This window comes from Streptomyces sp. Act143 (assembly GCF_003143935.1).
Taxonomy (GTDB): Bacteria; Actinomycetota; Actinomycetes; order Streptomycetales; family Streptomycetaceae; genus Streptomyces.
Genome location: NZ_QFRX01000001.1, coordinates 2,537,697 through 2,564,175, shown reverse-complemented (window position 1 = coordinate 2,564,175; position 26,479 = coordinate 2,537,697). Strand labels below are relative to the sequence as shown.

28 protein-coding genes and 1 riboswitch are annotated in these 26,479 nt (G+C 71.4%); of the genes, 12 read left to right on the top strand and 16 right to left on the bottom strand.

Features of this window, described 5'->3' with window-relative positions:
- Nucleotides 1-73: 73 nt before the first annotated feature.
- Nucleotides 74-1,168 carry a LacI family DNA-binding transcriptional regulator gene (locus DI272_RS11495; protein ID WP_109495269.1) on the bottom strand — a complete coding sequence of 365 codons (1,095 nt, stop codon included), beginning with the start codon at nucleotides 1,166-1,168 and terminating at the stop codon, nucleotides 74-76.
- A 309-nt stretch (nucleotides 1,169-1,477) separates the two neighbouring features.
- Here DI272_RS11495 and DI272_RS11490 point away from each other — a divergent pair, with 309 nt between their 5' ends.
- Nucleotides 1,478-2,233, top strand: a complete 756-nt coding sequence (locus tag DI272_RS11490; protein WP_109495268.1) for a TetR family transcriptional regulator — start codon at nucleotides 1,478-1,480, stop codon at nucleotides 2,231-2,233.
- Nucleotides 2,234-2,399: 166 nt separating this feature from the next.
- The gene (locus DI272_RS11485) at nucleotides 2,400-2,813 is read left to right on the top strand and encodes a Zn-ribbon domain-containing OB-fold protein (RefSeq protein WP_109495267.1); all 414 of its coding nucleotides are present in this window, start codon (nucleotides 2,400-2,402) and stop codon (nucleotides 2,811-2,813) included.
- Between the two features lie 134 nt (nucleotides 2,814-2,947).
- Here DI272_RS11485 and DI272_RS11480 read toward each other — a convergent pair whose 3' ends face one another.
- On the bottom strand, nucleotides 2,948-3,334 hold the full coding sequence (locus DI272_RS11480) for a PPOX class F420-dependent oxidoreductase (RefSeq protein WP_109495266.1): 387 nt from the start codon (nucleotides 3,332-3,334) through the stop codon (nucleotides 2,948-2,950).
- A gap of 227 nt (nucleotides 3,335-3,561) precedes the next feature.
- On the opposite strand from DI272_RS11480, the gene DI272_RS11475 reads away from it, so the two are divergent.
- On the top strand, nucleotides 3,562-4,383 hold the full coding sequence (locus DI272_RS11475) for an SAM-dependent methyltransferase (protein WP_109495265.1): 822 nt from the start codon (nucleotides 3,562-3,564) through the stop codon (nucleotides 4,381-4,383).
- A 112-nt stretch (nucleotides 4,384-4,495) separates the two neighbouring features.
- Complete coding sequence (locus tag DI272_RS11470) at nucleotides 4,496-5,875, top strand: S1 family peptidase (RefSeq protein ID WP_109495264.1); 1,380 nt, start codon at nucleotides 4,496-4,498, stop codon at nucleotides 5,873-5,875.
- A 106-nt stretch (nucleotides 5,876-5,981) separates the two neighbouring features.
- Here DI272_RS11470 and DI272_RS44470 read toward each other — a convergent pair whose 3' ends face one another.
- Entirely contained in the window at nucleotides 5,982-6,146 is a 165-nt protein-coding gene (locus DI272_RS44470) for a hypothetical protein (protein ID WP_181387584.1), read from the bottom strand.
- Between the two features lie 135 nt (nucleotides 6,147-6,281).
- Entirely contained in the window at nucleotides 6,282-7,445 is a 1,164-nt protein-coding gene (locus tag DI272_RS11465) for an ROK family transcriptional regulator (RefSeq protein WP_109495263.1), read from the bottom strand.
- Between the two features lie 169 nt (nucleotides 7,446-7,614).
- Here DI272_RS11465 and DI272_RS11460 point away from each other — a divergent pair, with 169 nt between their 5' ends.
- The 4 genes from DI272_RS11460 to DI272_RS11445 all read left to right on the top strand — a co-directional run bounded on the left by DI272_RS11460 (nucleotide 7,615) and on the right by DI272_RS11445 (nucleotide 12,154).
- A complete protein-coding gene (locus DI272_RS11460) occupies nucleotides 7,615-8,580 on the top strand; it encodes a carbohydrate ABC transporter permease (protein ID WP_109495262.1) in 966 nt (321 codons plus the stop codon).
- 19 nt (nucleotides 8,581-8,599) lie between these two features.
- The gene (locus tag DI272_RS11455) at nucleotides 8,600-9,535 is read left to right on the top strand and encodes a carbohydrate ABC transporter permease (protein WP_109495261.1); all 936 of its coding nucleotides are present in this window, start codon (nucleotides 8,600-8,602) and stop codon (nucleotides 9,533-9,535) included.
- A gap of 10 nt (nucleotides 9,536-9,545) precedes the next feature.
- On the top strand, nucleotides 9,546-10,889 hold the full coding sequence (locus DI272_RS11450; protein WP_181387159.1) for a sugar ABC transporter substrate-binding protein: 1,344 nt from the start codon (nucleotides 9,546-9,548) through the stop codon (nucleotides 10,887-10,889).
- A gap of 65 nt (nucleotides 10,890-10,954) precedes the next feature.
- The gene (locus DI272_RS11445; RefSeq protein WP_109495259.1) at nucleotides 10,955-12,154 is read left to right on the top strand and encodes a Gfo/Idh/MocA family protein; all 1,200 of its coding nucleotides are present in this window, start codon (nucleotides 10,955-10,957) and stop codon (nucleotides 12,152-12,154) included.
- A gap of 29 nt (nucleotides 12,155-12,183) precedes the next feature.
- Here DI272_RS11445 and DI272_RS11440 read toward each other — a convergent pair whose 3' ends face one another.
- The 6 genes from DI272_RS11440 to DI272_RS11415 all read right to left on the bottom strand — a co-directional run bounded on the left by DI272_RS11440 (nucleotide 12,184) and on the right by DI272_RS11415 (nucleotide 16,954).
- Nucleotides 12,184-12,882, bottom strand: coding sequence for a L,D-transpeptidase (locus DI272_RS11440; protein ID WP_109495258.1), 699 nt, complete (start codon nucleotides 12,880-12,882; stop codon nucleotides 12,184-12,186).
- Nucleotides 12,883-12,995: 113 nt separating this feature from the next.
- The gene (locus tag DI272_RS11435; RefSeq protein ID WP_109495257.1) at nucleotides 12,996-13,781 is read right to left on the bottom strand and encodes an SDR family NAD(P)-dependent oxidoreductase; all 786 of its coding nucleotides are present in this window, start codon (nucleotides 13,779-13,781) and stop codon (nucleotides 12,996-12,998) included.
- Nucleotides 13,782-13,809: 28 nt separating this feature from the next.
- Nucleotides 13,810-14,727, bottom strand: a complete 918-nt coding sequence (locus tag DI272_RS11430) for an SDR family oxidoreductase (RefSeq protein ID WP_109495256.1) — start codon at nucleotides 14,725-14,727, stop codon at nucleotides 13,810-13,812.
- Between the two features lie 93 nt (nucleotides 14,728-14,820).
- On the bottom strand, nucleotides 14,821-15,195 hold the full coding sequence (locus DI272_RS11425; protein ID WP_109495255.1) for a DUF4180 domain-containing protein: 375 nt from the start codon (nucleotides 15,193-15,195) through the stop codon (nucleotides 14,821-14,823).
- Between the two features lie 44 nt (nucleotides 15,196-15,239).
- Nucleotides 15,240-15,869, bottom strand: coding sequence for an MBL fold metallo-hydrolase (locus DI272_RS11420; RefSeq protein WP_109495254.1), 630 nt, complete (start codon nucleotides 15,867-15,869; stop codon nucleotides 15,240-15,242).
- A complete protein-coding gene (locus tag DI272_RS11415; RefSeq protein ID WP_109495253.1) occupies nucleotides 15,869-16,954 on the bottom strand; it encodes an S-(hydroxymethyl)mycothiol dehydrogenase in 1,086 nt (361 codons plus the stop codon). The genes DI272_RS11420 and DI272_RS11415 overlap by 1 nt, the downstream gene beginning before the upstream one ends.
- 221 nt (nucleotides 16,955-17,175) lie before the next feature.
- Here DI272_RS11415 and DI272_RS11410 point away from each other — a divergent pair, with 221 nt between their 5' ends.
- Nucleotides 17,176-18,930 (top strand): ABC transporter ATP-binding protein, encoded by a 1,755-nt coding sequence (locus tag DI272_RS11410; RefSeq protein ID WP_109495252.1) that lies wholly within the window; start codon nucleotides 17,176-17,178, stop codon nucleotides 18,928-18,930.
- Between the two features lie 9 nt (nucleotides 18,931-18,939).
- Here the strand turns inward: DI272_RS11410 and DI272_RS11405 are convergent, their stop codons facing one another.
- The 3 genes from DI272_RS11405 to DI272_RS11390 form a co-directional block, all read right to left on the bottom strand.
- Nucleotides 18,940-19,452: a spore germination protein GerW family protein gene (locus DI272_RS11405; protein ID WP_109495251.1), complete on the bottom strand. Its 513-nt coding sequence runs from the start codon at nucleotides 19,450-19,452 to the stop codon at nucleotides 18,940-18,942.
- 376 nt (nucleotides 19,453-19,828) lie between these two features.
- The gene (locus DI272_RS11395) at nucleotides 19,829-21,289 is read right to left on the bottom strand and encodes an aldehyde dehydrogenase family protein (protein WP_109495250.1); all 1,461 of its coding nucleotides are present in this window, start codon (nucleotides 21,287-21,289) and stop codon (nucleotides 19,829-19,831) included.
- Between the two features lie 168 nt (nucleotides 21,290-21,457).
- Entirely contained in the window at nucleotides 21,458-21,745 is a 288-nt protein-coding gene (locus DI272_RS11390; RefSeq protein ID WP_109495249.1) for a hypothetical protein, read from the bottom strand.
- Between the two features lie 169 nt (nucleotides 21,746-21,914).
- Between DI272_RS11390 and DI272_RS11385 the strand changes: the two genes are divergently transcribed.
- Nucleotides 21,915-22,268 (top strand): nuclear transport factor 2 family protein, encoded by a 354-nt coding sequence (locus DI272_RS11385; RefSeq protein ID WP_109495248.1) that lies wholly within the window; start codon nucleotides 21,915-21,917, stop codon nucleotides 22,266-22,268.
- Between the two features lie 24 nt (nucleotides 22,269-22,292).
- Here DI272_RS11385 and DI272_RS11380 read toward each other — a convergent pair whose 3' ends face one another.
- A complete protein-coding gene (locus DI272_RS11380; protein WP_109495247.1) occupies nucleotides 22,293-22,826 on the bottom strand; it encodes a MarR family winged helix-turn-helix transcriptional regulator in 534 nt (177 codons plus the stop codon).
- Nucleotides 22,827-22,888: 62 nt separating this feature from the next.
- On the opposite strand from DI272_RS11380, the gene DI272_RS11375 reads away from it, so the two are divergent.
- Both DI272_RS11375 and DI272_RS11370 read left to right on the top strand, forming a co-directional pair.
- On the top strand, nucleotides 22,889-23,728 hold the full coding sequence (locus tag DI272_RS11375) for a hypothetical protein (protein WP_109495246.1): 840 nt from the start codon (nucleotides 22,889-22,891) through the stop codon (nucleotides 23,726-23,728).
- 51 nt (nucleotides 23,729-23,779) lie between these two features.
- Nucleotides 23,780-23,864: riboswitch (ZMP/ZTP riboswitch) on the top strand.
- A 21-nt stretch (nucleotides 23,865-23,885) separates the two neighbouring features.
- On the top strand, nucleotides 23,886-24,740 hold the full coding sequence (locus DI272_RS11370) for a bifunctional 5,10-methylenetetrahydrofolate dehydrogenase/5,10-methenyltetrahydrofolate cyclohydrolase (protein ID WP_109495245.1): 855 nt from the start codon (nucleotides 23,886-23,888) through the stop codon (nucleotides 24,738-24,740).
- Between the two features lie 85 nt (nucleotides 24,741-24,825).
- Here DI272_RS11370 and DI272_RS11365 read toward each other — a convergent pair whose 3' ends face one another.
- A complete protein-coding gene (locus tag DI272_RS11365) occupies nucleotides 24,826-25,713 on the bottom strand; it encodes a CU044_5270 family protein (RefSeq protein ID WP_109495244.1) in 888 nt (295 codons plus the stop codon).
- Nucleotides 25,706-26,245 (bottom strand): RNA polymerase sigma factor, encoded by a 540-nt coding sequence (locus DI272_RS11360; protein WP_109495243.1) that lies wholly within the window; start codon nucleotides 26,243-26,245, stop codon nucleotides 25,706-25,708. Before DI272_RS11360 ends, DI272_RS11365 begins: the two co-directional genes overlap by 8 nt.
- Between the last annotated feature and the right edge of the window lie 234 nt (nucleotides 26,246-26,479).

Here is a 26,479-nt window from a genome sequence, read left to right as displayed (position 1 = left end):
CGATCAGAGTCAAGAGCGTTCGCGCAAGACAATCAAAACGATCGAACATCGCTCAGCGATCGATCACTCCACCTCAACGCGCGGCACGGTGTCCACCGCAGGACGCTCGGATCTTCAACTCCGGGAGCAGGTCCAGGTGTTGACGCGGCGCCGGGTCCGCCGCCCCGCTCGCCCGCTCTGCGAGCCGCTGGAGCAGCAGCTTCGCGGCGAGCTCCCCCACCGCCCGCTTGGGCGGCGCGACAGCGGTGAGGGGCACGTCGGCGAGGCCGGCCACCTCGTCCTCGTACACGATCAGCGCGAGGTCGTCGGGCACCCGGATACCGCAGGCCTGGAGGCGGGGCACGAGCACGATGGCGTCGGCGTCGCTGTGCACGAGCGCCGCGGTGACGCCGCGCTTCTTCACCGCCTCGACCAGGTAGTCGACGCTTGCCTCGTAGTCCCCGTGCTCCCGCACGGTCGGCGCGCCCGTCGCCACGTCGAGCCCCAGCGACTCCACCGCGGCCCGGTAGCCCGCCGTGATCTGGGCGGCGTGCGGGCCCTCCTGGAGCACCGCGGCCACCTTGCGGTGGCCGAGGGCGGCGAAGTGGCTGACCGCCACGGCCGCCCCGTGCGCGCGGTCGGTGCGGACGCGGTCCAGTACGGCGGCCGGGTTGGCGGGCGGGGCCAGGCGTTCGACCAGGACGGCGGGCACACCGTTTTCCAGCAGCCACTTCTCCTGGCCGTCCACGGGGACGCCGTCGAACCAGCTGGGGGCCACGATCAGCCCCTCCGCACCGCCCGCGACCAGGTGTTCGGCCTGCACCGCGTCCTCGGCCTCGACATATCCGGTCACCCCCAGCACCAGCCGGGCGCCCTGCGCGGCGGCGGCCTCCCGGGCTCCGTGCACGATGTCCGCGAAGAGGTTCTGGGTGTTCGGCACGATCATTCCGATCACGGCGCCCTCGGCACGGTCCGGCCGCGCCCGGGTCTCGGCCGCCGGGTCCCCCGGCCACACCACCGCCCCGTGCAGCCGGTGGACCCGCCCCTGCGCGGCCAGCGCCTCCACGTCACGCCGCAGGGTGACCGCGGACACCCCTAGTTCGGCGGCGAGTTCGGCGACCCGGAGGCTGCCGCGCTGCCGGACGAGTTCGAGCACCCGCTCATGACGCTGGTCGACATGCAGTCGCATGGAATCCCCCTGGTGCGAGGCCTGGTCGAACGTTCCCCGGGCCGACGCGGAGCGTGATCCGGACGCGCTCACTCTACGCCCACAAGCGTATCGATCACTTCCGTTCAATACGATCACACAGCGACACGGCCCCACGGAGGGCCGTAGCGGAGGGCCGTAGCGGAGGGCCGTAGCGGAGAACCGCACCGGCGGGCCACACCAGAGGACCGCAGAGCGCATTCAGTCGAACCGCTCAGCGCAGTGCACTCAGTCCCCCGACCGGAGGGCACTGAGTGCCATACAGGACGTACCGGTGCTACGTTCCCGTCCATGAGCTCCAGCAGCGCGGCGCCCCGGCGCGGCGAGAAGACGGAAACGGCGGCCGCCAAGCCGCCCATGCGCGACGCCCTGGTCGCGGCGGCGTTCCAGTTGTTCCTGGAGCGGGGGTACGAGCAGACCACGGTCGACGACATCGTGGCGCTGGCCGGGGTGGGCCGGCGGTCGTTCTTCCGCTACTTCCCCTCCAAGGAGGACGTGGTCTTCCCCGACCACGAACGCTCCCTGGCCGACGTCACCGACTTCCTCGCCGCCGGCGACGACGCGGACGACCCCGTGCTGCGGGTCTGCGAGGCGGTCCGGCTGGTCCTGCGGATGTACACCGAGAACCCGACCTTCTCCGTGCAGCGCTACCGCCTCACCAAGAAGGTGCCCGGCCTGCGCGCTTACGAGCTGTCCGTGGTGTGGCGCTACGAGCGGGCGTTCGCCGAGTACCTCCGCCGTCGCCTCGCCGGGCGGCGCGACGGCTCCCTCCAGGCCGATGTGATCGCGGCGGCCGTCGCGGCGGCACACAACAACGCGCTGCGGTCCTGGCTGCGCTCGGACGGCAAGGGCGACGTGGGCACCGAGATGGACCACGCGCTCGGCTACGTCCACGCCGCCTTCGGTCCGGCACCCGCGCCCGCCGGCCCCGGAAGCGCCGACGCGGCCGAGGACGTCGTGGTGCTGGTGTCCCGCCGCGGGGCGCCGCTGTGGCGGGTGGTCCAGGAGATCGAGGCGACGCTGGAGCGCGATCCGGGACAGGACTGACTCGCCGATGGCCGCCTGTTCGAAAATTCAGGGTACCGAGTGCCTTTACGGATGACACTGAGTGCCATACGCTGCGGATGTGCACGGTGGCACGGAGCGCCGCGCACGTCCGTGCCCGGGTGACCCGCGCACGGGGGATTCCGGTCGAGCGCAGGGAGTTGACCAGGTGTACCACTACTCAGGAAGCGTTGCTCCGCAGGTATCCGCTTCCGCGGCGGCGGTCCTCGAACCCGCGGCCCCGGACCAGAACGCCATCGTCTTCCAGCGCTGCAACTGGTGCGGCACCGCCATGTACCACCGGCTGCTGTGTCCGGTCTGCCAGGGCAGCGACCTGCGCACGGAGCGCAGCGAGGGGGTCGGGACCGTCCGGCACTCCAGTGTCGTGCACCGCAACACGCCCGCCGCGCGCAATGTGTCGATGATCGAGATGGCCGAGGGCTTCGTCGTGCGCGGCCGGGTGATGGGCCCGCCCATCGGTATCCACAGCGGGGACCGGGTGCGGCTGTCGACGGCCAAGGACCCCGTTCGCGGCGAGCCGGTCTTCCAGCTGCTCGACGAGCCCTACCGCGCCTGGACCTGACGGCCGAGGCCGGCGGACTGCGATCGGCGTCCCGCCGCTCCAGTCCCACACCCTGAGAACCCCCCGGTTCACTCCCGCCGTCAGCCGATGAGCGCCCTCCCGCCGCCCGCCGATGAGCGTCCGCGGGTCGAGCCTCAGTCGGCGAGCGTGATCCGGATCCCCACGGTGCCGTCCGTGCCGCGGCGCAGTCGGCTGCCGAGCAGGCTCAGGCGCCCGACGACGCCGTACTTGCGGGCGATGAGCTTGCGGTAGCGGGCGCTGGTGGCGGGGTCGCAGATCTCCGCGGTGCCGGGGACCTGCTCGCCGGTGGGGTTGCCGCGCAGGTCGCAGGGGCCGACGAGGACATCGGCGCGGGCCCGGATGCGCTTGACCTTCCAGGAGTCCGCCACCGTCCACACCCCGAGGCCGTCCCCGTCCCGGACCACCCATACCGGGGTGGGTACCCCGGTGCCGTTCTTGCGGAAGCTGGTGATCAGCAGGTAGCTGCCGGCGCCGAGCCGGTCCAGCGGCGTGTCGTTCATGCCCGGAGTCTAGGCGCCGCCCCGCGGTCCCGCCCGCGCCAGGTGGGGGCCGACGCAGGCGCGGTGGGATCCGCGCGTGCAACTGGCCGACTTGCGCAGCTGGGCCGTGCTCGCGCCGGACGCCGTGCCCGGAGTTGCCTCCGCACCCTCGGCAGACGTCAACTTTGCTGTTTAGATTGCGCGTTGACGTCGTATGCGCGCAGGCCTTCCAGGAGAACAGAGCCCCCGTGACGGACCACTCGCCGATTGCCGCCGCGTCCCTGCGCGGCCGGATCAACACCCTCCAGCCGCACACGGCCCGGATCTGGAACTACTGGCTGGGCGGCGGGGACTACTACGAGGTGGACCGGGTCGCGGGCGACCGCATCCGCGAACTCCATCCCGCCATCGACGAGTACGCGCGCGCCGACCGGCAGTTCCTGGGCCGCGCGGTGCGTCATCTCGTCGCCGACGCGGGCGTCCGGCAGTTCCTCGACATAGGCACCGGTCTGCCCACCGCCGACAACACCCATGAGGTCGCCCAACGCCTCGCGCCCGACGCCCGGGTGGTCTACGTCGACAATGACCCGCTCGTGCTGGCGCATGCCCGCGCGCTGCTCACCAGTACGCCCGAGGGCCGCACCGACCACCTCGATGCGGACCTGCGCCATGTCGACACTGTTCTCCAACGGGCCGCCGCCACCTTGGACTTCACCCGCCCGGTCGCCCTGCTGCTGCTCGGCGTGGTCATCTTCGTCGGCGACGACGAGGACCCGTACGGCATCGTCGGCCGCCTCATGGACGCGCTGCCGTCCGGCAGCCACCTCGTGCTGTCGCACACCGTCGTCCATCCGGCGATGCCGGACGTGGACGCGGCCGTCCAGTTCTGGAACGCGCACGGCACGCCCCGGCTGACGCAGCGCACGCCCGAGGCGGTCGCCCGCTTCTTCGAGGGGCTGGAGGTGCTGGCACCGGGCGTGGTGTCGTGCTCACGGTGGCGGCCCGAGGGCGCCGACGGGGCCGAGCCGCCCGAGGTGGCCCTGTACGGCGGGGTCGGCCGCAAGAAGTGACCCCTGTCGTGGTGAACACGACAGCACCGGGGCGCGTATGAAGGGAGGGCACTCGACTTCCCCGAGGGCCCCGCGGTGTTGCCGCCGCACGTTCGGGGTTCGGGAGCCATGCATGAGGCACGCACGACGACGGATGGTCCGGCGAGTGACACGGCTGGCCGCGGTCGGCGGACTCCTGCTGGGCGGGACGATGGTGACCCGCGCCGTCGCGAGCGAACCCGCGGGCCCCGCCGCCCTGCCCCGTACGACCGCCGCGTCCGCGGCGCAGTCCGGCGCGGACCTGGTGGCCCGGCTGGGCACCTCCCGTACGGCGGGCAGCTGGATCGGCGCCGACGGGCGTGAGGTCGTCGCCGTCACCGACCAGGACGCCGCGGCCGAGGTGCGCCGGGCGGGCGCGACGGCGAAGGTCGTCCCGCACAGCATGAACGAGCTCAAGTCGGCGACCGGGACGCTGCGTTCGGCGCCCCGGGTGGCCGGGACGGCGTGGGCGGTGGACTACCGGACCAACGAGGTGGTGGTACGGGCCGACAGCACCGTCTCCGCGACCGACTGGAACCGGCTCAGTGAAGTCGCCGAAGGCATCGGCGGGTTCGTGCGCATGGAGCGCACCGAGGGCACGTTCACCCCCCGGGTCAACGGCGCGCAGCCGATCCTGTCGACGGGCGGTCGCTGCTCGGCGGGCTTCAACGTGACCGACGGGCAGCAGGACTTCATCCTCACGGCCGGGCACTGCGGCCCCACGGGCTCGGTCTGGTTCGCGGACAACCGGGGCCGCACCCAGCTCGGCGAGACGACCGTGCAGAATTTCCCCGGTGCCGACTTCTCCCTGGTGAAGTACGACAGCGGCCGGGCCGGGGACGGTGCCGCCGTCGTGGCCGTCGGCGGCGGCAAGGGGGTGCTGATCACCGGGGCGGCCGATCCGGCCGTCGGGCAGCGGGTGTTCCGCAGCGGCAGCACGAGCGGGCTGCGCGACGGTGAGGTGACGGGGCTGAACGCGACGGTGAACTACCCCGAGGGCACGGTGACCGGTCTGATCGAGACGAACGTGTGCGCCGAACCCGGGGACAGCGGTGGGCCGTTGTTCTCCGAGGGGATCGCGCTCGGAGTCACGTCGGGCGGCAGCGGTGACTGCACGGCGGGCGGGACGACGTTCTTCCAGCCGGTGACGGCGGCGCTGAACCAGCTCGGGGTGCAGCTCCTCGTGGCGGCTCCCGCGGGGGGCGGGCAGCAGGGTGCCTCGCCGGCGCCGTCGGCGTCCGCCTCGCAGGACGCGATCGCTCCGGGTGCGGCCACACCGGGGTCGTCGGCGCCCGTGACGTCCGGTGGCGCGGACGGGGAGACGCTGCTGGCGCGGCTCACCGACACCCGCAATGTCGGTCCGGGGCTGCTGGTCGTCGGGGGGAGTCTGATCGCGTTGGTGGCCACCCGGTACATCCGGGCGGAGCAGGACCGCAAGGCGTATCAGCGGTACTACTCGGCGACCTGGGGCTGACCCGTACCGCTGCCGGACATGCGAAAGGCACCCGGGAAACGGGTGCCTTCAGGGTCGGCGGTCTCGGACGCCGGTCTCGGGCCGATGCCGGGAAACGAGGCTGGTGTCAGGCCGGCTGCGGGGCCGCGGCGGCCCACTCCAGGACGAGTCGCTGGTATTCCTCGCGCTGCTCGCCGCTCAGTGTCCCGCCCGACCGGAGCCACAGGGCCCGGATCTCCTCGTTGACCTCGTCCGCCGACCTCTCGGATGCGGGTTCAACACTGGTGGACATGGTGTGAAGCATACGGGCCCGGACGTGAAGACGCCGTGAGTAAGTACGAGCAATGCGGACATTTCGGACCGTGTTGCTGATCACGTCCATCTGTCCCCCCAGATCAGGGAGTTCGCAGTTCAGACGTGGTGGAACTCACGCTTCCGCCGCACCGAGCACCAGCACCTGGATCGCCAGGACCGCCGCTCCGCGCGCCCAGTCGTGAAAGTCGGACACCTTGGTCTCCAGGTCGACCGGCGCGGCCAGCGGATGCCGGTGGAAGCGGATGGTGTCGTCCACCGCCTTGCCCGCCACGTCCATCAGTCCGACCCCCTCACCGGCGAGCAGGATCTTCTGCGGCATCGCGAAGTTGGCGATCTGTGCGACGAGGGTGCCGAGGGCGCGGGCGGCCTCGTCGACGACCCGGGCCGCCATGGAATCGCCCGCGGCGGCGAGGGCGAGGATCTCCTCGTAGGTGTGGTCGCGGCCGGTGGCGGCACCGACCTGGTAGCGGATGCTGGGGATGGTCAACAAGGAGACCGCGCTGCCCCGTTCGCCCTCGGGGGTGAGCGGGCCGTTGGGGTTCACGATCCAGTGCCGCCCGAAGCCGCGGTCCTCCTCGGCGTAGGGCACCCGCCGGCCGCCCAGCACGAGCCCGTAGCCGATGCCGGCACCGATGGTCAGCACGACGAAGCGGTCCAGGCCACGTCCGGCGCCGAACCAGGTCTCCGCCTCGACCAGCGCGGCGACGTCGTTCTCCACGACGACCGGCAATCCCGTGCGGTCCTCGACGAGTTCGGCGAGCGGGACGTCACGCCAGTGCAGGAACTGCGATTCCCTCACCACGGCACGGTCCTGGACCAGGCCGCCCACGCCGATGCCGATGCCGGCGACCTGTGAGGGGTGGGCGCGCGCCAGTTCGTCCGCCATCTCCGCGAGCAGGTCGGCGACTTCGTCGGGGTCATGGGTGGTCAGGGGGCGGTCGTGGCGGGCGACGATCTCGCTGCGGAGGGTGGTGACGACGCCGTAGGCCATGTCGCCGGTGACCTTGAAGCCGATGAAGGAGCGGGAGTCGGCGACGACGTCGAGGGGCTGTGAGGGTCGGCCCTGGCGCACCTCCGTGGCCCCGCCGGCCTCGGGGACCTCGATCAGCAGCCCCGACTCGATGAGCGGCTTGGTCAGCCGGGTGAGGCTGCCCGCGGACAGGTCGAGGCGGCGGGCGAGCTCGGTGCGCGACAGCGGCCCGTGGACGAGCACCTCGATCGCCACCGAGCGCTCACCGGGACTCAAGGGGTGCCAGCTGGCGGCTGCTGCGGTCATGACGGTCAGTATCCCCCGTTCGTTTCTTTTGGAATGAAAGCAACATGGCCACTCTAGATCGGTCCGAGTGGCCAGGAAAACATGTTCGCACGCCTCTTGACGCCCTTATTCTTTCGCCACAAAAGTAAGTGGCGCGAGGATGAGCCGCCGCAGACGAGGGAGTCTCCCGATGACCATCGCCTCCAGCAGCCCTCCGTCGCGCCTGCCCGTGGGCGGCGCCGAGGGGGCCCGGACGACACCGAGGACGGCAAGGGCGAGAGCCCGGGAGGGCGGCGGGGACGGCCGGCTCGCCGCGGTGTTCCTCGCCCCGGCGATGCTGGGCTTCCTGGTCTTCCTGCTCTGGCCGACGCTGCGCGGCATCTATCTGAGCTTCACCCGCTTCAACCTGCTGACGCCCGCGGAGTGGGTCGGCCTCGACAACTACGACCGGATGGTCCACGACCCGATCTTCTGGGACTCGCTGCGGGTCACCGTCGTCTACGTGGTCATCAACATCGGTGTGCAGACGGTCTCGGCCCTCGCCATCGCCGTGCTGCTCCAGCGGCTGACCCAGTCGGCGGTGCTGCGCGGCATCGTGCTCACCCCGTACCTGATGTCGAACGTCGTCGCGGGCATCGTCTGGCTCTGGGTCCTGGACACGCAGCTCGGCATCGGCAACGAGATCATCGCGGGCCTCGGCCTCGACCGCATCCCGTTCCTCAACGACCAGACCTGGGCGATCCCGACCATCGCGCTGATCAACGTGTGGCGGCACGTCGGCTACACGGCGCTGCTGCTGTTCGCGGGGCTCCAGGCCATACCGAACGACATGTACGAGGCCGCGAAGGTGGACGGCGCGAGCGAGTGGCGGATGTTCCGGCGGATCACGCTGCCGCTGCTGCGTCCCGTCCTGGCGGTCGTGCTGATCATGACGGTGATCGGATCGTTCCAGGTGTTCGACACGGTCGCCGTGACCACCAACGGCGGTCCGGCGAACGCCACCAACGTCCTGCAGTTCTACATCTACGGCTCCGCCTTCGGCCGCTTCCAGTTCGGTTACGCGTCCGCGATGTCGGTGGCCCTGCTGGTGGTGCTCAGCGCCATCACGGTCCTGCAGTACCGGATCACCCGCGCCGGTCAGACGGACCTGGGCTGAGGAGAGGGAGGACACCGACATGGCTGCTGTGACCGCCACACCGACCACGACGGCACCCGCACCCGTGCGGCCGCTCGGACGCCGCCCCTCCCCGGGGCGGATCGCGGCCTGGACGGTGATGGCCGCGATCGTGCTCGTGACCCTGCTGCCGTTCTACTGGATCCTGCGCACCGCGCTGTCGTCCAACACCGCGCTCGCCGCCCACCCCGGCGACCCACTGCCCGTCGACTTCACCACCGGCGGCTTCGAGCGGGCGCTGGGGCTGCAGTCCACGGAGGAGGCGATCGCCCAGGGCGGCGCGGGCGGCGGGCTGAAGTTCTGGCGCTATCTGATCAATTCGGTGGTCGTGTCGACCCTGATCACCGTCTGCCAGATCTTCTTCTCCGCGATGGCCGCCTACGCCTTCGCCCGCCTGCGCTGGCGCGGTCGGGACAAGGTCTTCGGGCTGTTCCTGGCCGGACTGATGGTGCCCACCATCTTCACACTGCTGCCGAACTTCGTGCTCATCAAGCAACTCGGCCTGATCGACAACCTGTTGGGCATCGCGCTGCCGACGATGTTCATGACGCCGTTCGCGGTGTTCTTCCTGCGGCAGTTCTTCATGAACGTGCCCCGCGAGGTCGAGGAGGCGGCGCTGCTGGACGGCGCCGGCAAGGTCAGGATCTTCTTCCGGGTGATGCTGCCGATGGCGTCCACACCGATCCTCACGCTGGGCGTCCTGACCTACATCACCTCCTGGAACGACTACTTCTGGCCGCTGATGGTGTCGTACAGCGACAGCTCCCGGGTGCTGACGGTGGCGCTCGCCATCTTCCGGGCGCAGACCCCGCAGACCGGGTACGACTGGTCCGGCCTGATGGCCGCCACCCTGATCGCGGCCCTTCCCATGCTGCTGCTCTTCGGTGTCTTCGCGCGCCGCATCGTCAGCACCATCAGCTTCACCGGCGTCAAGTAAGGGGACCGGCATGCGAATTCGTACCGTCGTGGCGCTCACCGGAGCGCTGGCGCTGTCCCTGGTCTCCGGGTGCGGGCAAGGGGGTGCGGCCGGTTCGGGCGCGCACTCGGTGACGTACTGGCTGTGGGACGCCAACCAGCTGCCCGCCTACCAGGCCTGCGCGAAGGGTTTTGAGAAGGAGAACCCGGGCCTCGACGTCAAGATCACCCAGATGGGCTGGGCCGACTACTGGACCAAGCTCACCGCGAGCTTCATCGCGGGCACCGAACCGGACGTCTTCACCGACCACATCCAGAAGTTCGGCCAGTTCGCCGACCTCAACGTTCTCGAACCGCTGGACGACCTGGGCATCGACGACTCCGCCTACCAGGCCGGGCTCGGCGCCAACTGGGTCGGGCAGGACGGACACCGCTACGGCGCACCGAAGGACTGGGACACCGTCGCCCTCTTCTACAACAAGAAGCTGACCGAGGCCGCCGGACTCACCGCCGGCCAGCTCAACTCCCTGTCCTGGAACCCCGAGGACGGCGGCACCTTCGAGAAGGCCGTCGCGCGTCTGACCGTCGACCGGAACGGCAAGCGCGGCGACGAACCGGGCTTCGACAAGAACCACGTCAAGGTGTACGGACTCGCCACCGGCGGCGCGGGCGACAGCGACGGGCAGACCACCTGGAGCCCGTTCACCGCCTCGGCGGGCTGGAACTACACGAACAGGGCCCGTTGGGGCGACGCCTACGAGTACGACAGCAAGACCTTCCAGTCGGTGATCGACTGGTACTTCGGGCTGGCGAAGAAGGGGTATCTCGCGCCCTTCACCGACTACACCGACGGCGCCAACCCGGCCAACGCCCAGGTCGCCTCCGGCAAGGCAGCGGCCTCCTTCGACGGCGCCTGGATGATCTCCACCTACTACGGCACCAAGGGCCTCGACGTCGGCACCGCCCTCACTCCGACCGGCCCGAGCGGCAAGCGGGCCACCATGATGAACGGCCTCGCCGACTCGGTCACCAAGAACGCCCGCAACAAGGAGGGCGCGAAGAAGTGGGTGAAGTACCTGGCCTCCAACGCGTGCCAGACGACGGTCGGACGGTACGGCATCGTCTTCCCGGCCACCCCCGACGGCACCGCGGCAGCCGTGGCGGCGTACCGGAAGAAGGGCATCGACGTGTCCGCCTTCACCGACCCGGTCACCGACAGGCGGCACGCCAGGACGTTCTCCTTCCCCGTCACCGACTACGCGGCCGACGTGTACGCCCTGATGCGCCCGGCCATGCAGGACGTCTTCGCCAACGACGCCCCGGTGAGCGGCCTGACCAAGACCAACGACCAGATCAACTTCATCCTCGGCCAGTAGTGAGGCCCGTGGTGAAGCCGGCGATGAAGCCGGCGATGAGCCCCGTAGCGAAAGGCATCTCCTCCATGACGTTCTCCCTCGGCATCGTCGGCGCCGGGCAGTTCTCGGGCCAGTTCGCCAAGCTGTTCCTGGCCCACCCCGGCGTCCGCGACGTCTACGTCACCGACCTGCTGCCCGAGCGGGCCGAGCAACTCGCCGCCGCCGAAGGCCTGTCGGGCACCTTCCCGTCGTACCAGGCCATGCTGGAGTCGGAGGCGGTCGACGCGGTCGCGATCTTCACCCAGCGCTGGACGCACGGCCCGCTGGTCCTCCAGGGCCTGAACGCCGGCAAGCACGTCTACTCCGCGGTCCCCATGGCGATCACCACCGAGGAGATCGCGGCGATCATCGACGCGGTCAAGGCGACCGGGCTGACGTACATGATGGGCGAGACCAGCCAGTACAACCCGGCGACCGTGCATGCCCGCAACCAGATCGCCGAGGGCGCCTTCGGGCGGCTGTTCTACGCCGAGGGCGACTACGTCCACGACATGGACCTCGGCTTCTACGAGGCGTACCAGTACAGCGGCGGCGAGAACTGGAAGGCGACCGCCAGCTATCCCCCGCTGCTGTACCCGACGCACTCGGTGGGCGGGGTGCTCGGCGCCTGGCGGACGCACGCGGTGAGCGTGTCGGCGATCGGGGTCGTGGACGACCGCGGGGACGGGGTGTTCGACAAGGAGGTCAGCCAGTTCGGCAACGACTTCTCCAACGCCACCGCGCTGTTCGAGGTGGCGGGCGGCGGTTCGTTCCGTACCAACGAGTTCCGGCGGGTGGGCTACCCCTCGCACATCCGCGAGTCCCGTTTCCGGTTCTTCGGCACGGAGGCGAGCATGGAGCAACTCGCCACGTTCGCGCTGTGGCAGGACAAGAACGGCGTGAAGGACATCAGTGAGCTGCTGGAGCCCAAGCCCACGCTGCCTCCTGACGACCCGTCACTCCAGCACATCGCGCCGGACCTGCGGGCCGCCTTCACCTCCGGCTCGGCGCCGGTGCACGACCGCTCGCGGCTGCCGCGGGAGTTCGACCACCTGCACAACGGCCATGAGGGCAGCCACCACTTCCTGGTGGACGACTTCGTCACCGCGGTCAACTCCCGCACGCTGCCGTCCGTCAACGCCTGGGTGGCCGCTCGCTACACCCTGCCGGGCATCATCGCGCACGAGTCGGCGCGGCAGGGTGGCGTGCGGCTGGAGATCCCGGACTTCGGGGACGCGCCGCAGTAACCGGCGTACGCCGTGAGCCGGGTCGCCGATCAGGTGCCCGGCTTGCGGCCGTACACGAAGACGTCGTCGCCCTTCTTCAGCAGCGACCAGTACTTCTTGGCGGTCGTCTTCGTCATGTTGACGCAGCCGTGCGAGCCCGGCGGGTTCCACATGCTGAGGTTCACCGAGTGGAAGGCCTGCCCGCCGTCGAAGAACTGGCTGTACGGCATGGGCACGTTGTAGATGTTCGAGACGTGGTCGATGTCCCGCCAGTAGATCTTCTTCAGGCCGGTGCGGGTCTCGTAGCCGTCACGGCCGGTGCGCACCGGGACCGGGCCGTAGACGAGCCTGCTGCCGTCCTGGATCCAGCTCAGCTGGAGCGTGAGGTTGACGCAGGCGATGCGGCCCTTGTTGGTCGGGCACTTGCCGTCCTTGTTGGGGTTGTTGCCCACGGCCTTCTGCTTCAGCATCAGGTCCATCACACCCCAGGTGACGGGACCGGCGTAGCCGACGTTGGGCTTGATGCCGTGCTTGTTCTGGAAGGCCTGGATGGCCTTGCAGTCGGTGGACGACTGCTTGCCGTCGACCGTCAGGCCGAGGAACTTCTCGACCTGCTTCTGGTACGGGCCGGTCTGGGTGGTGCAGCTGGTGGCGGCCTGCGCGGGCGCGGTGCCCAGCGCGAGGGTGAGCGGTGCGACCAGTCCGGTGAGCGCGAGGGCGACGGCCCCTCGTCTGCGTATGTCCCCCATGATGTGCCGTGCCTTTCCTGTACGTGTCCGGTGCGATCCACCTGCTTTGACCGGTGCGCGGGGACGGAAGTTGTACGTCGGCCGGGGCTGTGACGAAACGGTGAAACTTCGAGCTAGTCGACGGGCAGCCGTCGTGCCCGGCGGAAGCCCGAGTCGCCCGCGGTGAGCCCGCCGTCCACGACGAGGGTCGTCCCGGTGACCCAGGAGGCGTCGCGGGAGGCGAGGAAGGTGATGGCGGCGGCGATGTCGTCGGGCTCGCCGACACGGCCGAGGGGGTACAGCTCGGTCAAGAGGGCGAGCTCGTCGTCCCGGCCCTCCCAGGCGGTGGTGCGTACGGTGCCGGGGGCGACGAGATTGACGCGGACGCCCCGCTCGGCGGCGTGTCCGGCGAGGGTGCGGGTGAGGGAGGCCAGGCCCGCCTTGGCGGCGCTGTAGGCGTGGTTGCCGAAGTCCGCGAGGCCGTTGACGGAGCCGACGTTGACGATCGCGCCGCGGCCGGAGGCGGCCAGGTGGGGCAGCGCGGCGCGGGAGCAGCGGTAGGCGCCGGTGAGGGTGATGTCCAGGTCGGCTGCCCACACGTCGTCGGGTTCGTCCTCGAAGAGCGGCGCGTCCGGTGTGCAGTGGAAGGCGTTGTTGACGAGGACGTCCAGGCGCCCGAAGGCGGCGACCGCGTGCGCCACGGCCGCCTCCACCGCCGCCCGGTCGCCCACGTCACAGCCGTACGCCTCCGCCGCCAACCCCTCCGCCCGCAGGGCCGACGCGGTCTTCTCGGCCGCGGCGGTGTCCAGGTCGGACACCAGCACACGTGCGCCTTCCTCGGCGAACCTGCGGGCGGTGGCGGCGCCGATGCCGCGGGCGGCACCGGTGATGAGGACTCCGTACCCCTGGAAACGTGTCATGCCGCCGCACAGTATGCGGCGCGGCCGGTCAGCGGTAGCCGGTCACGTCCGCCGGCTTGTCCGCGTCCTGGACCTCGACGATGTAGCGCCAGGCGTCCGGGCGGCTGCCGTCCAGGTCGGTGAAGCCGTAGACCTGGGCGAGGCCGCCGCTGGAGAGGGACTGTCCGTTGAAACGGGCCACGTCCGGGTCGGCGGCGAGGGCCGCGACCGCCCGGCCGACGTAGCGCGGGGTCTCGGAGATGGCGAAGTGCGGGACCTCGGCGAGGGCGTCGCGCCAGTTGTCCTCGCGCACCCCGAAACCGTCGAGCATCATCTCCGAGCGCAGCCAGCCGGGCGTGAGCGCGACGGCGGTGGCCCCGCGCGAGCCGAGTTCATGGCCCAGGGCGAAGGCCATCCGCAGGACGGAGGACTTGGCGAGGTCGTAGAAGAAGGTGTTGCGGTAGTGCGCGCCGTTGTACTCGGCGGTGCCGTCGGTCATCTCGACCACCAGGCCGCCGGGATGCCTCAGCAGCAGGGGCAGGGCGTGGTGGCTGGTGATCGCGTGGGTCTCGACGGCGAGCCTGAGCAGGCGCAGGCCGTCGTCGAGGTCGTGCTCCCACACCGGGCTGTCCCAAGCGAAGAGCCGCTCGCCGCCCCAGACGTCGTTGACGAGGACGTCGAGGCGGCCCTGTTCGTCGGCGACGCGGTCGACGAGGGCGCGGACCTGTGCGGGGTCGAGGTGGTCGGTGGGGACGGCGATCCCCGTGCCGCCCGCCTCGGTCACCAGGTCCGCGGTGTCCTCGATCGTCTCGGGGCGGTCGTACTCCGAGCGGCGCTCCCGGGTGCTGCGTCCCGTCACGTAGACGGTGGCGCCGGCCGCCCCGAGCTCCACGGCGATGCCCCGTCCGGCTCCCCGTGTCGCCCCGGCGACCAGCGCGACCTTGCCCTTCAGCGGCTGTGCTGTCATGTCCGAACCTCTCGTACGACCGTTGGTGTCGACTCCACGGTCCCCGGTAAGCCGGACATCTTCTGTCGTCTTTTACGGCCGGGTCGGGCCGGGTCACCCGGCCGCGCGCAGCCTCTCACCCAGTTCGTCGTGGTCCGCGACGATCCAGACGTGTCCGCCCCGGTTGGTCTCGTGGACGAAGTCCCGCAGTGCCGGGCTCCCGTCCAGGTGGCGGGAGACGTCGCCCACGACGGCGAGTCGCACCCGGTAGTTCACGAACTTCTGCATGACCGCCCCGGCGACCCCCGACCGCAGCCGGAAGAACTCCTCCGGTACGCGCTCCGAAGGCACGGCGACCACGTCGGCACCCCGTCCCATGGCGTCACCGATCAGATCCAGCGCGGCACGCTCGCCGTCGAGAGGAGGGCCGTCGAGGGTGCAGCGCAGGACGGTGACGCCATGGATGTTCACGAGCTCGTCGGTGGTCATGGCAGGTGAGCCTAGCCTCGGCACGCCGCGGACCCCGGGGGATTTCAGTGGCCGCGGGCGATCCACTCCGATAGGTGGGGCGCTTCCGCCCCGATGGTCGTGGCGTCCCCGTGCCCGGTCAGGACCTTCGTCTCCGGCGGCAGCGCCAGCAGCCGGTCCCGGATCGAGTCGATGATCGTCGGGAAGTGGCTGTACGAGCGTCCCGTCGCGCCCGGTCCGCCGGCGAACAGGGTGTCGCCCGTGAACACGGTGGCGAGCCCGGGGTCGTACAGGCAGACCGCGCCGGGCGCGTGGCCGGGTGTGTGCAGGACCCGCAGATCGGCGCCCGCCGCCTCGATGACCTGGCCGTCCTGGAGGTGGGCGTCGGGGTCGCGGTCGGGGTGGGTCTGCTTCCACAGGGGCAGGTCGTCGGGGTGCAGCCAGATCGTGGCTCCGGTGAGGTCGGCAAGGGCCGGGGCCGCGTCGATGTGGTCGTTGTGGGCGTGGGTGCACACGATGGCCGTCAGGCGCCGGTCGCCCACGGCCGCCGCGATCGCCTCGGCGTCGTGCGCGGCGTCGATGACGATGACCTCGTGGTCGTCGCCGACGATCCACACGTTGTTGTCGACGTCCCAGGTGCCGCCGTCGAGGCGGAACTGGCCGGAGGTGACAAGGCGTTCGATGCGGGCGCCCATCACAGCACCACCACCGAGCGCAGGACGTCACCGTCGTGCATCCGCTCGAAGGCCTTCTCCACGTCGGTGAGTTCGATGGTCTCGGTCACGAACGCGCCCAGGTCCAGGCGGCCTTGCAGGTGCAGGTCGATCAGCATGGGGAAGTCGCGGCTGGGCAGGCAGTCGCCGTACCAGGAGGACTTCAGGGCCCCGCCGCGGCCGAAGACGTCCAGCAGCGGCAGCTCCAGCTTCATCTCCGGGGTGGGTACGCCGACCAAAACGACCGTGCCGGCCAGGTCACGGGCGTAGAACGCCTGCCGGTACGTCTCCGGACGGCCGACCGCCTCGATCACGACGTCGGCGCCGAAGCCGCCGGTCAGCTCCCGGATCGCCTCGACCGGGTCGCTCTCGCGCGAGTTGACGGTGTGCGTGGCGCCCATGGAGCGGGCCTTCTCCAGCTTGCGGTCGTCGATGTCGACGGCGATGATCCGCGCCGCGCCCGCGAGGTTCGACCCGGCGATCGCCGCGTCCCCGACCCCGCCGCAGCCGATGACCGCGACCGTGTCACCCCGGCCGACGTTGCCGGTGTTGATGGCCGCGCCGATCCCGGCCATCACCCCGCAGCCGAGCAGGCCCGCGACCTGCGGGGCGACGGAGGCGTCCACCTTGGTGCACTGCCCCGCCGCGACCAGCGTCTTCTCCGCGAACGCCCCGATACCCAGGGCGGGCGACAGCTCGGTGCCGTCGGTCAGGGTCATCTTCTGCTTGGCGTTGTGCGTGTTGAAGCAGTACCAGGGCCGGCCGCGCAGACAGGCCCGGCACTGCCCGCACACCGCCCGCCAGTTGAGGATCACGAAGTCACCGGGCGCGACGTCGGTGACGCCCTCCCCCACCGACTCCACCACGCCCGCGGCCTCATGGCCGAGCAGGAAGGGGAAGTCGTCGTTGATGCCGCCCTGCTTGTAGTGCAGGTCGGTGTGGCACACCCCGCACGCCTGGACCTGCACCACGGCCTCGCCCGGGCCCGGGTCGGGCACCACGATCGTCTCCACCCGTACCGGCTCGTCCTTGCCGGGTGCGATCACGCCGCGTACTTCCTGCGCCATGGTGGTGAACCCTTCCTTCGGCCCTGTCCGTGCTCACCCCGACCCTACGGGTGACCGATCAGTAACGGACACACCGCCGGGCCCGTACCGGGCGCGTTCGAGGCGGACGCGGCGGCGCGGCACCCACCGGCCGCTCACGCGCGCCATGGCCCGGAACCGACGCGCCCCGTACGCGGTGGCCGACGTAGCCTGAATGCTCCGCCCGACGCCGAGGGAGTGCCGTGAGCATCGCAGAGCCCGAGCCGGCCACGCCCACCTGGCGGCTGCTGCTGGGATACGTACGGCCGCACCGGTGGGCGCTGCTGCTGGGTGCCGCGCTCTCCCTGCTCACGGGCGCCACCGGGCTGCTGCTTCCGCTGGTGGCAAGGGAGTTGATCGACGACCTGTCCCACGACCGCACCGTCACCGGCGCGTTGCTCCTCATGTCTGCCCTGGTGGTGGCCAACGCGGCCGTCGGAGCGCTCGGTTCGTACGTGCTGCGCCGCACGGCCGAGTCGGTGGTGCTCGGCGCGCGGCGGTCGCTGTCGTCGTATCTGCTGCGGCTGCGCATCACGGCCGTGGACCGCAGCGAGCCGGGCGACCTGATGGCCCGCATCACCTCGGACACCACCCTGCTGCGCGAGGTCACCACCGACTCGCTCGTCGGCCTCGGCACGGGCGGGCTGACGCTCGTGGCGACGGTCGTCATGATGGGCCTCGTCGACCCGGTGCTGCTGGGCGTCACCCTGGCCGTGATCGCCGCCGCCGGAACCGTCCTCGGTGTGATCGTGCCGCGCATCAACAAGGCCAGCCGGCAGGCGCAGGACGCGGTCGGCGTGATGGGGGCCTCGCTGGAGCGCATCCTCGGTGCGCTGCGCACGGTGAAGGCGTCCGGTGCGGAGCACCGCGAGGAGCGGACGCTGCACGAGGCCGCCGAGAAGTCCTGGCGGCAGAGCGTGCGCGCCGCCAAGTGGTCCGCGGCGGCGGGCAACACAGCGGGCCTGGCGATGCAGATCGCCTTCATCACGGTGCTCGCGGTCGGTGGGGCGCGGGTGGCGACCGGCGCGATCGACGTGGGCACGCTGGTGGCGTTCCTGCTGTACGTCTTCTATCTGATGTCCCCGATCCAGCAGGTCGTCGGGGCGATCACCCAGTACCAGACGGGCGCGGCAGCCCTGTCCCGCATCCAGGAGGCGCTGCGGCTGCCCGCCGAGCCGGCCGGTCTGCCCGCCCCGTTGCCCACGCCGGGCACGGCACCGGCCACGCTCGCCTTCACCGACGTCCGCTTCCGCTACGCCGACGATCTGCCGTACGTCCACCACGGGGTGACGTTCACGGTGCCGGCCCAGGGCATGACCGCGTTCGTCGGCCCGTCGGGCGCCGGCAAGACGACCGTGTTCTCCCTGATCGAGCGCTTCTACGATCCCGAGTCCGGCACCATCGCCCTGGACGGCCGCGATCTCGCCGACTGGCCGCTGGCACAGCTGCGTTCGGCCATCGGGTACGTCGAGCAGGACGCGCCCGTGCTGTCCGGTTCGCTGCGCGACAACCTGCTGCTGGGCAACCCGGAGGCGGCCGAGGACGCGCTGACGCGCGTGCTGAAGACGACCCGGCTCGACGGTCTGGTGGCCCGGCTGCCCGGCGGACTGGACACCCTCGTGGGACATCGCGGCACCAAACTCTCGGGCGGCGAACGCCAACGGGTCGCCATCGCCCGCGCGTTGCTGCGCCGTCCGCGCCTGCTGCTTCTGGACGAGGCGACCTCGCAGCTGGACGCGGTGAACGAGGCGGCCCTGCGCGACACGGTCGCCGACGTGGCCCGTACCACCACCGTGCTCGTCGTCGCCCACCGGCTGTCCACCGTGACGATGGCCGACCGGATCGTGGTGATGGACGCGGGTCGGGTACGGGCGGTGGGCACGCACCGGGAACTGGTGGCGGCCGATCCGCTGTACGCGGAGCTGGCGGCGACGCAGTTCCTCGCCACGGCGGACTGAACGCCGGCCTCAGTGGCGGTGGTTGCGCCTCCGTGTCAGGGCGCGTGCCGACCTGGACCCGGCGATGCCGACCAGCATGCCCGCGAGCGGGAGCGCGATGTCCACCCAGGGGTCGCGGATCGGCCGGTAGACGGCCGTACCGTTCTTGATCTCGATGTAGCCGAGCGGCCTGGCGTCGACGCCGCCTCCCCCGCCCCCGCCCTCACCGGTGCGCGCGGTGCCGGTCTCCCGCCCGGCGCCACCGCCGAACCCGAAGCCGACGCGGGCGACGGGGACGACCGTGATGCCGTCCCGGGTGATCGGCTCGCCGTACACGGCTCCGACGGAGGCCTTTCCGCCGAGCTTCTCGGCGAGGCGCTCCAGCAGGGTGACGGAGGCTTGGGCGGCACCCGGTTCGGGCGACGGGGCAGGGACGGAGGTCTCTTGGGCGGCGCCGGGTCCGGCCGGCGGCGCGGGCGCGGGGGTCTCCTGGGCTGCGCCGGGATCGGGCGACGGCGCGGGGGTCTCTCGGGCGGCGGTCATCGCCTCACCGTAGGCCGGAGGCCGTTGCTCCGGCAGGGGCCGTAAGGCCCTCAACCCGCCAGGCGGCGCAGCCGTTCCGCGTCGCCGGTGCGCGGGCAGGTGGAGCATGCCCCGGCCGGACGGATCGCGCCGAGCGGCGCTGCGACTGGGCGGCCTGCGGCAGCGGGCTCGCGCGGCTCACCGCGGCGCACCCGGGACTGACGCTGCGCACCCACCACTTGCGGACCCCGGCGGGTGCCCGCGGCCGGGCTGCGGGCCGGTGACCGGGTGCTGTTCGCGTCGGCGGGTGCCTCCGCGTGGACCATCTCCACCACGACTTCCTGATGCGCCCCCGGCCCGGCCTCCCTTTCCTGGACGCCGGGCCCGGGGGCCGCGTCTAGAAGGGGTAGTGCGCCTGCTGGGTGGCGATGGTCACCCAGCGGGTGTTGGAGAAGGCCTCGATGCCCCAGCGGCCACCGAAGCGGCCGTAGCCGGAGGCCTTGAAGCCGCCGAAGGGGGCCTGCGGTTCGTCGGCCACCGACTGGTCGTTGATGTGCACGATGCCGGTGCGGACGCGGCGCGCGACCGCGAGGCCGTGAGTGGCGTTCTCGGTGATGATGCCGCAGGTCAGGCCGTTCTCCGTGTCGTTGGCCACGGCCACCGCGGTGTCGTCGTCGGCGAACGTCTCCACCACGCACACCGGCCCGAAGGCCTCCGCGTGGTAGAGCTCGGCGTCCTTCGGCACGTCGGTCAGCACGGTCGCCGGGTGGACGGCGCCGTCCGGTTCGCCGCCGCCGGTGAGGACCTTCGCGCCCTTCGCGACCGCGTCCTCGACCAGCCCGGCCACCCGCCGCGCGGCGGACGCGGCGACCAGCGGGCCGACCACGGTGTGCGGGTCGCTCGGGTCGCCGGACGGAAGGGCGGCGGCCTTGGCGGCGAACTTGCGCGTGAACTCCTCGGCGAGGGACTCGTGGACGAGGATGCGGTCGCCGGACATGCAGATCTGCCCGGCGTTCATGAACACGCTGAAGGTGACGGCGTCGACGGCGTAGTCCACGTCCGCGTCGGCCAGCACGATCACCGCGTTCTTGCCGCCCAACTCCAGGACGGCGGGCTTGAGATGGCGGGCCGCGTGCTCGCCGATGATGCGGCCCACGTGGGTGGAACCGGTGAAGTTCACGGCCCGGACCCGCTCGTCGGCGATCAGTACCTCGGCGATCTCGGCGGCGTCCGCGCGGTCGTTGGTGATCACGTTCAGCACGCCGTCCGGCAGCCCGGCCTCGCGCAGCACGTCGGCCACGAGCAGGCCGCAGGCAAGCGGCGCGTCCTCGCTCGCCTTGACGACGACCGTGTTGCCCGCGGCCAGCGGGGCCGCGACCGCCCGTACGCCGAGGATGACGGGGGCGTTCCAGGGCGCGAACGCGGCGACCACGCCCACCGGTTCGCGCACCGCGAGGCCGAGCGCGCCCTGCTCCTGAGCGGTGAGCACCTCACCGCGCGGGGCCGTCACCGCGGCCGCGGCCTCGCGCAGCATGTTGGACGCGAGTGCCACGTTGAAGTAGGCCCACGGCCGGGTGCCGCCCGCCTCGCCCGCCATCAGTTCCGCGACCTGCTCGCCCTTGCCCTCCAGCAGGTCGGCCGCCTTGAGCAGGATCGCGCGCCGGGCGAAGGGGGCCAGCGCCGCCCACTCCTCGAACGCCGCGTCGGCCGCGTCCACGGCCCGCCGCACGTCCTCGGGGCCGGCCGCCGCGACGGTCGCGTACACCTCCCCGGTGTAGGGGTTGAGGTCCTCGGTCGTCCGGCCGGAGGCGGCGGGGACGTCCTTGCCGCCGATGAGCAGTTCGCGCGTGATGGGCATGATGCGGACCTCTTCGTTCGCCTCGTGAATTTGTTCGCTATGTGAACCAAGATTCACTTCTTTCAGGCATGCTCCGTGCGGCCGGAGGCAATGTCAAGGGCCGCCCGGTCTGCCCGGACGGCCCTTGGTGTGGACAGGTGCGTACGACGGCGTACGCGGATGCGACGACTACTGGACGGCAGGCAGCAGCCCGGTGACGGGGGCGACCAGGTCGGTCACCTGCGACAGCTGGTTGAGGTCGTTGAGACGGTTCATCTGGGCCAGCTGCTCGGACGGGCGCGGGATCTCGGCCTGGCGCTCCGCGGGGATGTCGCTCACGGACAGCGAGTCGAGCGTGGCCATCGGGCTGAGCTTGGCGGTGTCGTCGAGGGGGGCCGCGCTTGCCATCGGGGCGGCGAGACCGGTGACACCGGCGGCGAGGCCGACGACGGCGACGATACGTCGAGTGGAGATCATGTTGTCAGCAACGTCGGCGCGCCCGGCGCGGACACGGGCACCGGACTCCTCTCACCCGTCAGGCGCAGCGCCCGGTTGCGCTTGCCGGGACGAGCGGGGCGGAGGAGTCTCGAAGGTGAGACCCGGGCGGCCCTCCTCCCCCGGGCCGCGGGCCTCACAGGAGGTCATCATGGGCGAGTTCAGCACGGAGACATTGCGCCGGGGCATCGAGGGAGACAAGGCCGCGAATCTGCTGACGCTCTACGCGGACGACGCGGAGCTGCGGATCGTGGACCGCAACACCCAGCCCAGCAATCCCAGGGTCCTGCACGGCCGGAGCGAGATCGGCGAGCTCCTGGAGGACGTCTACAGCCGCGACATCAAGACACACAAGCTGGAGGAGTGCATCGTCCAGGGCGACCGGGTCGCCTACACCGAGTCCTGCGAGTACGCGGACGGGGTCCGGGTGTTCGCCGAGTCCATGATCACGCTGCGCGACGGCAAGATCGCCGAACAGGTCATGCTCCAGGCGTGGGACGAGTAAGGAGGCGGCTGCCGAAGGTCCAGATCACGACTCGGCGGATCTGGGCCTTCGCGGCACTGACGGCTCCGGCCCCTGCTCCGCGGCCACGACCAGCTTCCGCAGCAGGTCGGCCAGCGTGCGCTGCTCCGCCGGGGTCAGCACCGCGAGAAGCGCGACCTCGTCCGCTTCCTCCACGGCCGCGTGCCGTTCGAAGGCGGCATGACCCGCCTCGGTGAGCCGGACCCGCACGCGTCGCCGGTCGGCGCTCTCGTGCGTGCGCGCGATCAGCCCGGCCTCCTCCAGCGGGGCCAGCCGGGCCGACAGGGCGCCCCGGGTCAGCCCGAGCCGGTCGGCCAGCTCCGAGGGGCTCGCGGTGTAGGGCGGGCCCTGCCGGCGCAGCGTCAGCAGCACCTTGTACTGCCAGTGCCGCAGCCCGTCGGAGTCGAGGGCGGCCCGGCGGGCCTGGGACGCGTGCCGGGCGAGTTTCGCCAGCCGTACGTAGATGGCCTCCTTCACCGGGTCCATCCAGGCGAGTTCCTTCGACCACTCCGCGACGTGCCGGTCGACCGAGTCCTCCATATGTCTGTTCCCCGCAGTGGTTTTCTTGTGGATGGTTTTCGCTCTGACTACCTTCCCCTGCCATGACGGACACCACCAGTACCTATGTCGATCTCGGCGAACTCCTGGCCTCCGCGCGGGACTTGTCCTTGGCGGGACGCTGGGACCGGGCGCTGCGCCTGTTGGACGCGACGAGGTGCGAGGCTCCCGAGGACCGGGCACGCCTCGCCCTGACGGCGGCCGAAGTCGCCCTGGAGAGCGACTGGTTCGGCGGTACGCGGCTCACCGCGGCGCGCGCCGAGCGGGCCGGGAAGGAAGCTCCGGACGGCGACTGGGACCTGGACTTCGTGCGGCTGCGCCACGACTACCTGCGGCTGTTCCGCCCCGACGGCGTGTCCCGGCACGGACCGGACGGCAAGGCCCCGGAAGCGCTCACGCGGCTCCGGCACCGCGGGCACACCCTGCGCGAGGCCGCTCCCGACGAGGTCCGGCGGGGCTGGGCCTCGATGTACCTGGGGCTGATCGCGGACAACCTCTTCGGCGAGCGCGACGCGGCGCCCGCCCACTACGAGGCCGCCCTGCGCGCCGGGGAGTCGGGCGGCGACGACCTGCTGGTCCGCGAGGCACTGCGGCACCTCGGCGACCACGACCACGACGCCGGTGATCACGAGCGGGCCCTGGAGCGCTGGCGGCGGGCCACGGCGCTGGGCGCACGCGCGGGCATGGTCCCCGGTGTGCTCTCCCAGCAGATGCTGCTGGCGGTGCTGGCCCGGGACGCCGGTGACGAGGGCGGCGCGACCGCGCTGGCGACGGAGATCGCCCGCTGGGCCGAGGCGATCGGCACCGGCCACCTGCACGCTCAGGCGACCGGCTTCCTGGCGGGGGCCGATCCGACCGCGCCCCCGCCGGAGAACGGGTCCTGACCGCCGTAGGGCAGACGGGATGCGGATCGTCATACCGGCTCGGTTAGGCTGAGGGCGGACCGTGACTGGCGCTGAGGTGGAGCACCACCGGGGAGCGGCCCGCAGGAACCTGATGCCGTGCGCCTGGGCCAACCGACTACCAGCCCAGGAGTGGATCATGTCTCAGGCCCGGCTCATGGACGGCACCGCGCTCGCCCGGCGGATCGTCGAGGACACCGCCGAGCGCGCCACCGGCCTCACCGAGCGCACCGGCACGACGCCCTGTCTCGCGACCGTCCTGGTCGGCGAGGACCCCGCCTCCGTGACGTATGTCCGTATGAAGCAGAACCGCTGCCGCAAGGCCGGGATCGCCTCCCGGCACGTGGAGCTGCCCGCCGCCACCACGACCGAGGAGCTGGTGGGCACGCTCCAGGAGCTCTCCGCCGACCCGGCCGTGCACGGCATCCTGCTCCAGCACCCCATGGGCGCCCACATCGACGAGCGCGCCGCGTTCGAGGCGATCGCCCCCGAGAAGGACGTCGACGGCGTCACCTTCGCCTCGTTCGCGACGATGAGCTTCGGCCTGCCGGGCTTCGTGTCCTGCACGCCCGGCGGCATCATGCGGCTGCTCGACGAGTACGACGTCGAACCGTCCGGCAAGCGGGCCGTGATCGTCGGCCGCAGCGCCATCCTCGGCAAGCCGGCGGGCATGCTGCTGCTCGCCCGGGACGCGACGGTGACGTACTGCCACTCGCGTACGGCGGACCTGTCGGCGGCCGTCCGGGAGGCGGACATCGTGGTCGCCGCCGTGGGCCGCCCGAAGCTCATCACGGGCCAGGACATCAAGCCCGGCGCGGTCGTGATCGACGCCGGGTACAACCCCGGCAACATCGGCGACGTCGATTTCGACTCCGCCGTCGAGCGGGCCTCGCTGATCACCCCGGTGCCGGGCGGCGTCGGTCCGATGACGATCGCGACGCTGCTGGAACAGACGGTGGAGGCGGCGGCCCGGCAGCTGGGGTCTGTCCGGTAGATCAGGTCACGGGAAACCCGCGGCGCCTGATGTGGGGTGCCGTCCGCGGCATGATCCGCCGGACGACAGGCCCCAGGGGTCCGAGTCAGCGCGTCCAGGCGCTGTAGTCCATGACGTCACCGGCTTTCACGCCGTACTCGGGCTGCGCCTTCGTGAAGGTGGTCTCCAGCCCGAGCACGGCACCGGTGACCGGGTCCATGATCAGCATGTGGCGGGTGGCGGACCGGTCGTAGACGTACGCCAGTCCGCGCCGCCCGAGCCGGTCGATCACCTGCCCGACCGGCCGCAACCGGTCGGTGTCCGCGAGGAGTCGGGCGAGCGTCGCCGATTCGCGGCTGCCGAGGGTCCAGGTGTCGAGGAGGACCCTGACGCCGTCGAGCAGTTGGCCCGTGTCCATCTTCTCCTTGGTGTACGTGGCCTCCTGGAGATAGGCGCGCAGGCGGGCGACGTCGTGCGGGGGCGGGGACTGCGGCGGGGCGTCGCTCCAACTGGGCGGGTAGGTCTGCTCGGTACGGTCGTGGCCGTCGTCGGTGATCACCGTGTGGCTGTCGTCGGCGTTCCAGCGGACGATGCGCTCCTCCGGGTACGTGATCGGCGGCTTGTCGTCGCTCATGCCCAGGCTCCAGGTCTTCACGTGGGTGCCCTTGCGGAGCATGGTCCCGTCGGCGGCTGCCGCCCGCTCGGCCAGGGTGGCGAGGGGGACGGGGGTGGCGTCGGCCTGCACCACCAGCGGGCGCGGTGCCGCGACCGCCGGGGCGGTGGTCCGGCCGCTGAACAGCAGCGCCGACACCAGCGCGGCGACGATTGCCGTGGCCGCGAGTCCCCAGTACAGCCTGGGGCGGCGGACGGCCGGTCGCCGCATCAGCCGGTCGAGCTCCAGCTCGGCGTGACGGCCCAGGGGCCCGTCGCCGAAGTGGGGGCCGTCGGCGGGCACCGGGTTGGCGCGGCGCAGGAGTTCGAGTTCGTCAGCCATGGCCGTATTCCTTCGCGGGGGTCGTGGGACTGGGGCACATCCGGTCGATCTCGGCTCTCAGCCGGCGCCGGGCCCGGTGCAGCCGCATCGACGCGGCGCGACGGCCGCAGCCGAGGACGACGGCGACCTCCTCGATGCCGAGTTCCTCCCACGCCGTCAGCCGCAGCACCTCCTGGTCGGCCGGGGAGAGCCGGGCCAGCGCGTCGTGCACCCAGGCGCCGGGGGTCTCCGCCTCCGGCCCCGCCTCGATGTGCCGCCCGTGGGCCGCGTCGTCATTGCCCAGCCGGTTCACCAGGCGTCGCCGGCGCCCCTGCCCGCGTACCGCGTTGGCCAGGCAGTTGCGTGCCACGCCGTACAGCCAGGGCAGCGGGACCGGCGGCAGGTCGGCGCGCCGCCGCCAGGCGACGGTGAACACCTCCGCCACCACTTCCTCCACGTCGCTCGTGCGCCCGTCCAGTCGCCGCGCGACATAGCGGCTGACCGCCCAGTAGTGCTCGCGATAGGCAGCGGCGAAGTCGTCGTCGTTGCTCATGTTCCGTCCGTGTCCGGCACCCTCGGGATCGTCACAGCCCTCCTGCGTGAATTTTGTCGCCTCCCCCGCGCTGTGACCTCCGGCCGGGGCGCGGACACAGGCGGGGCATGAAGCACCTGAAGTGGCTGACGACCACGGATCACAAAACGATCGGAACGCTCTATCTGATCACGTCGTTCGCGTTCTTCTGCATCGGTGGCGTGATGGCGCTGCTCATGCGCGCCGAGCTCGCCC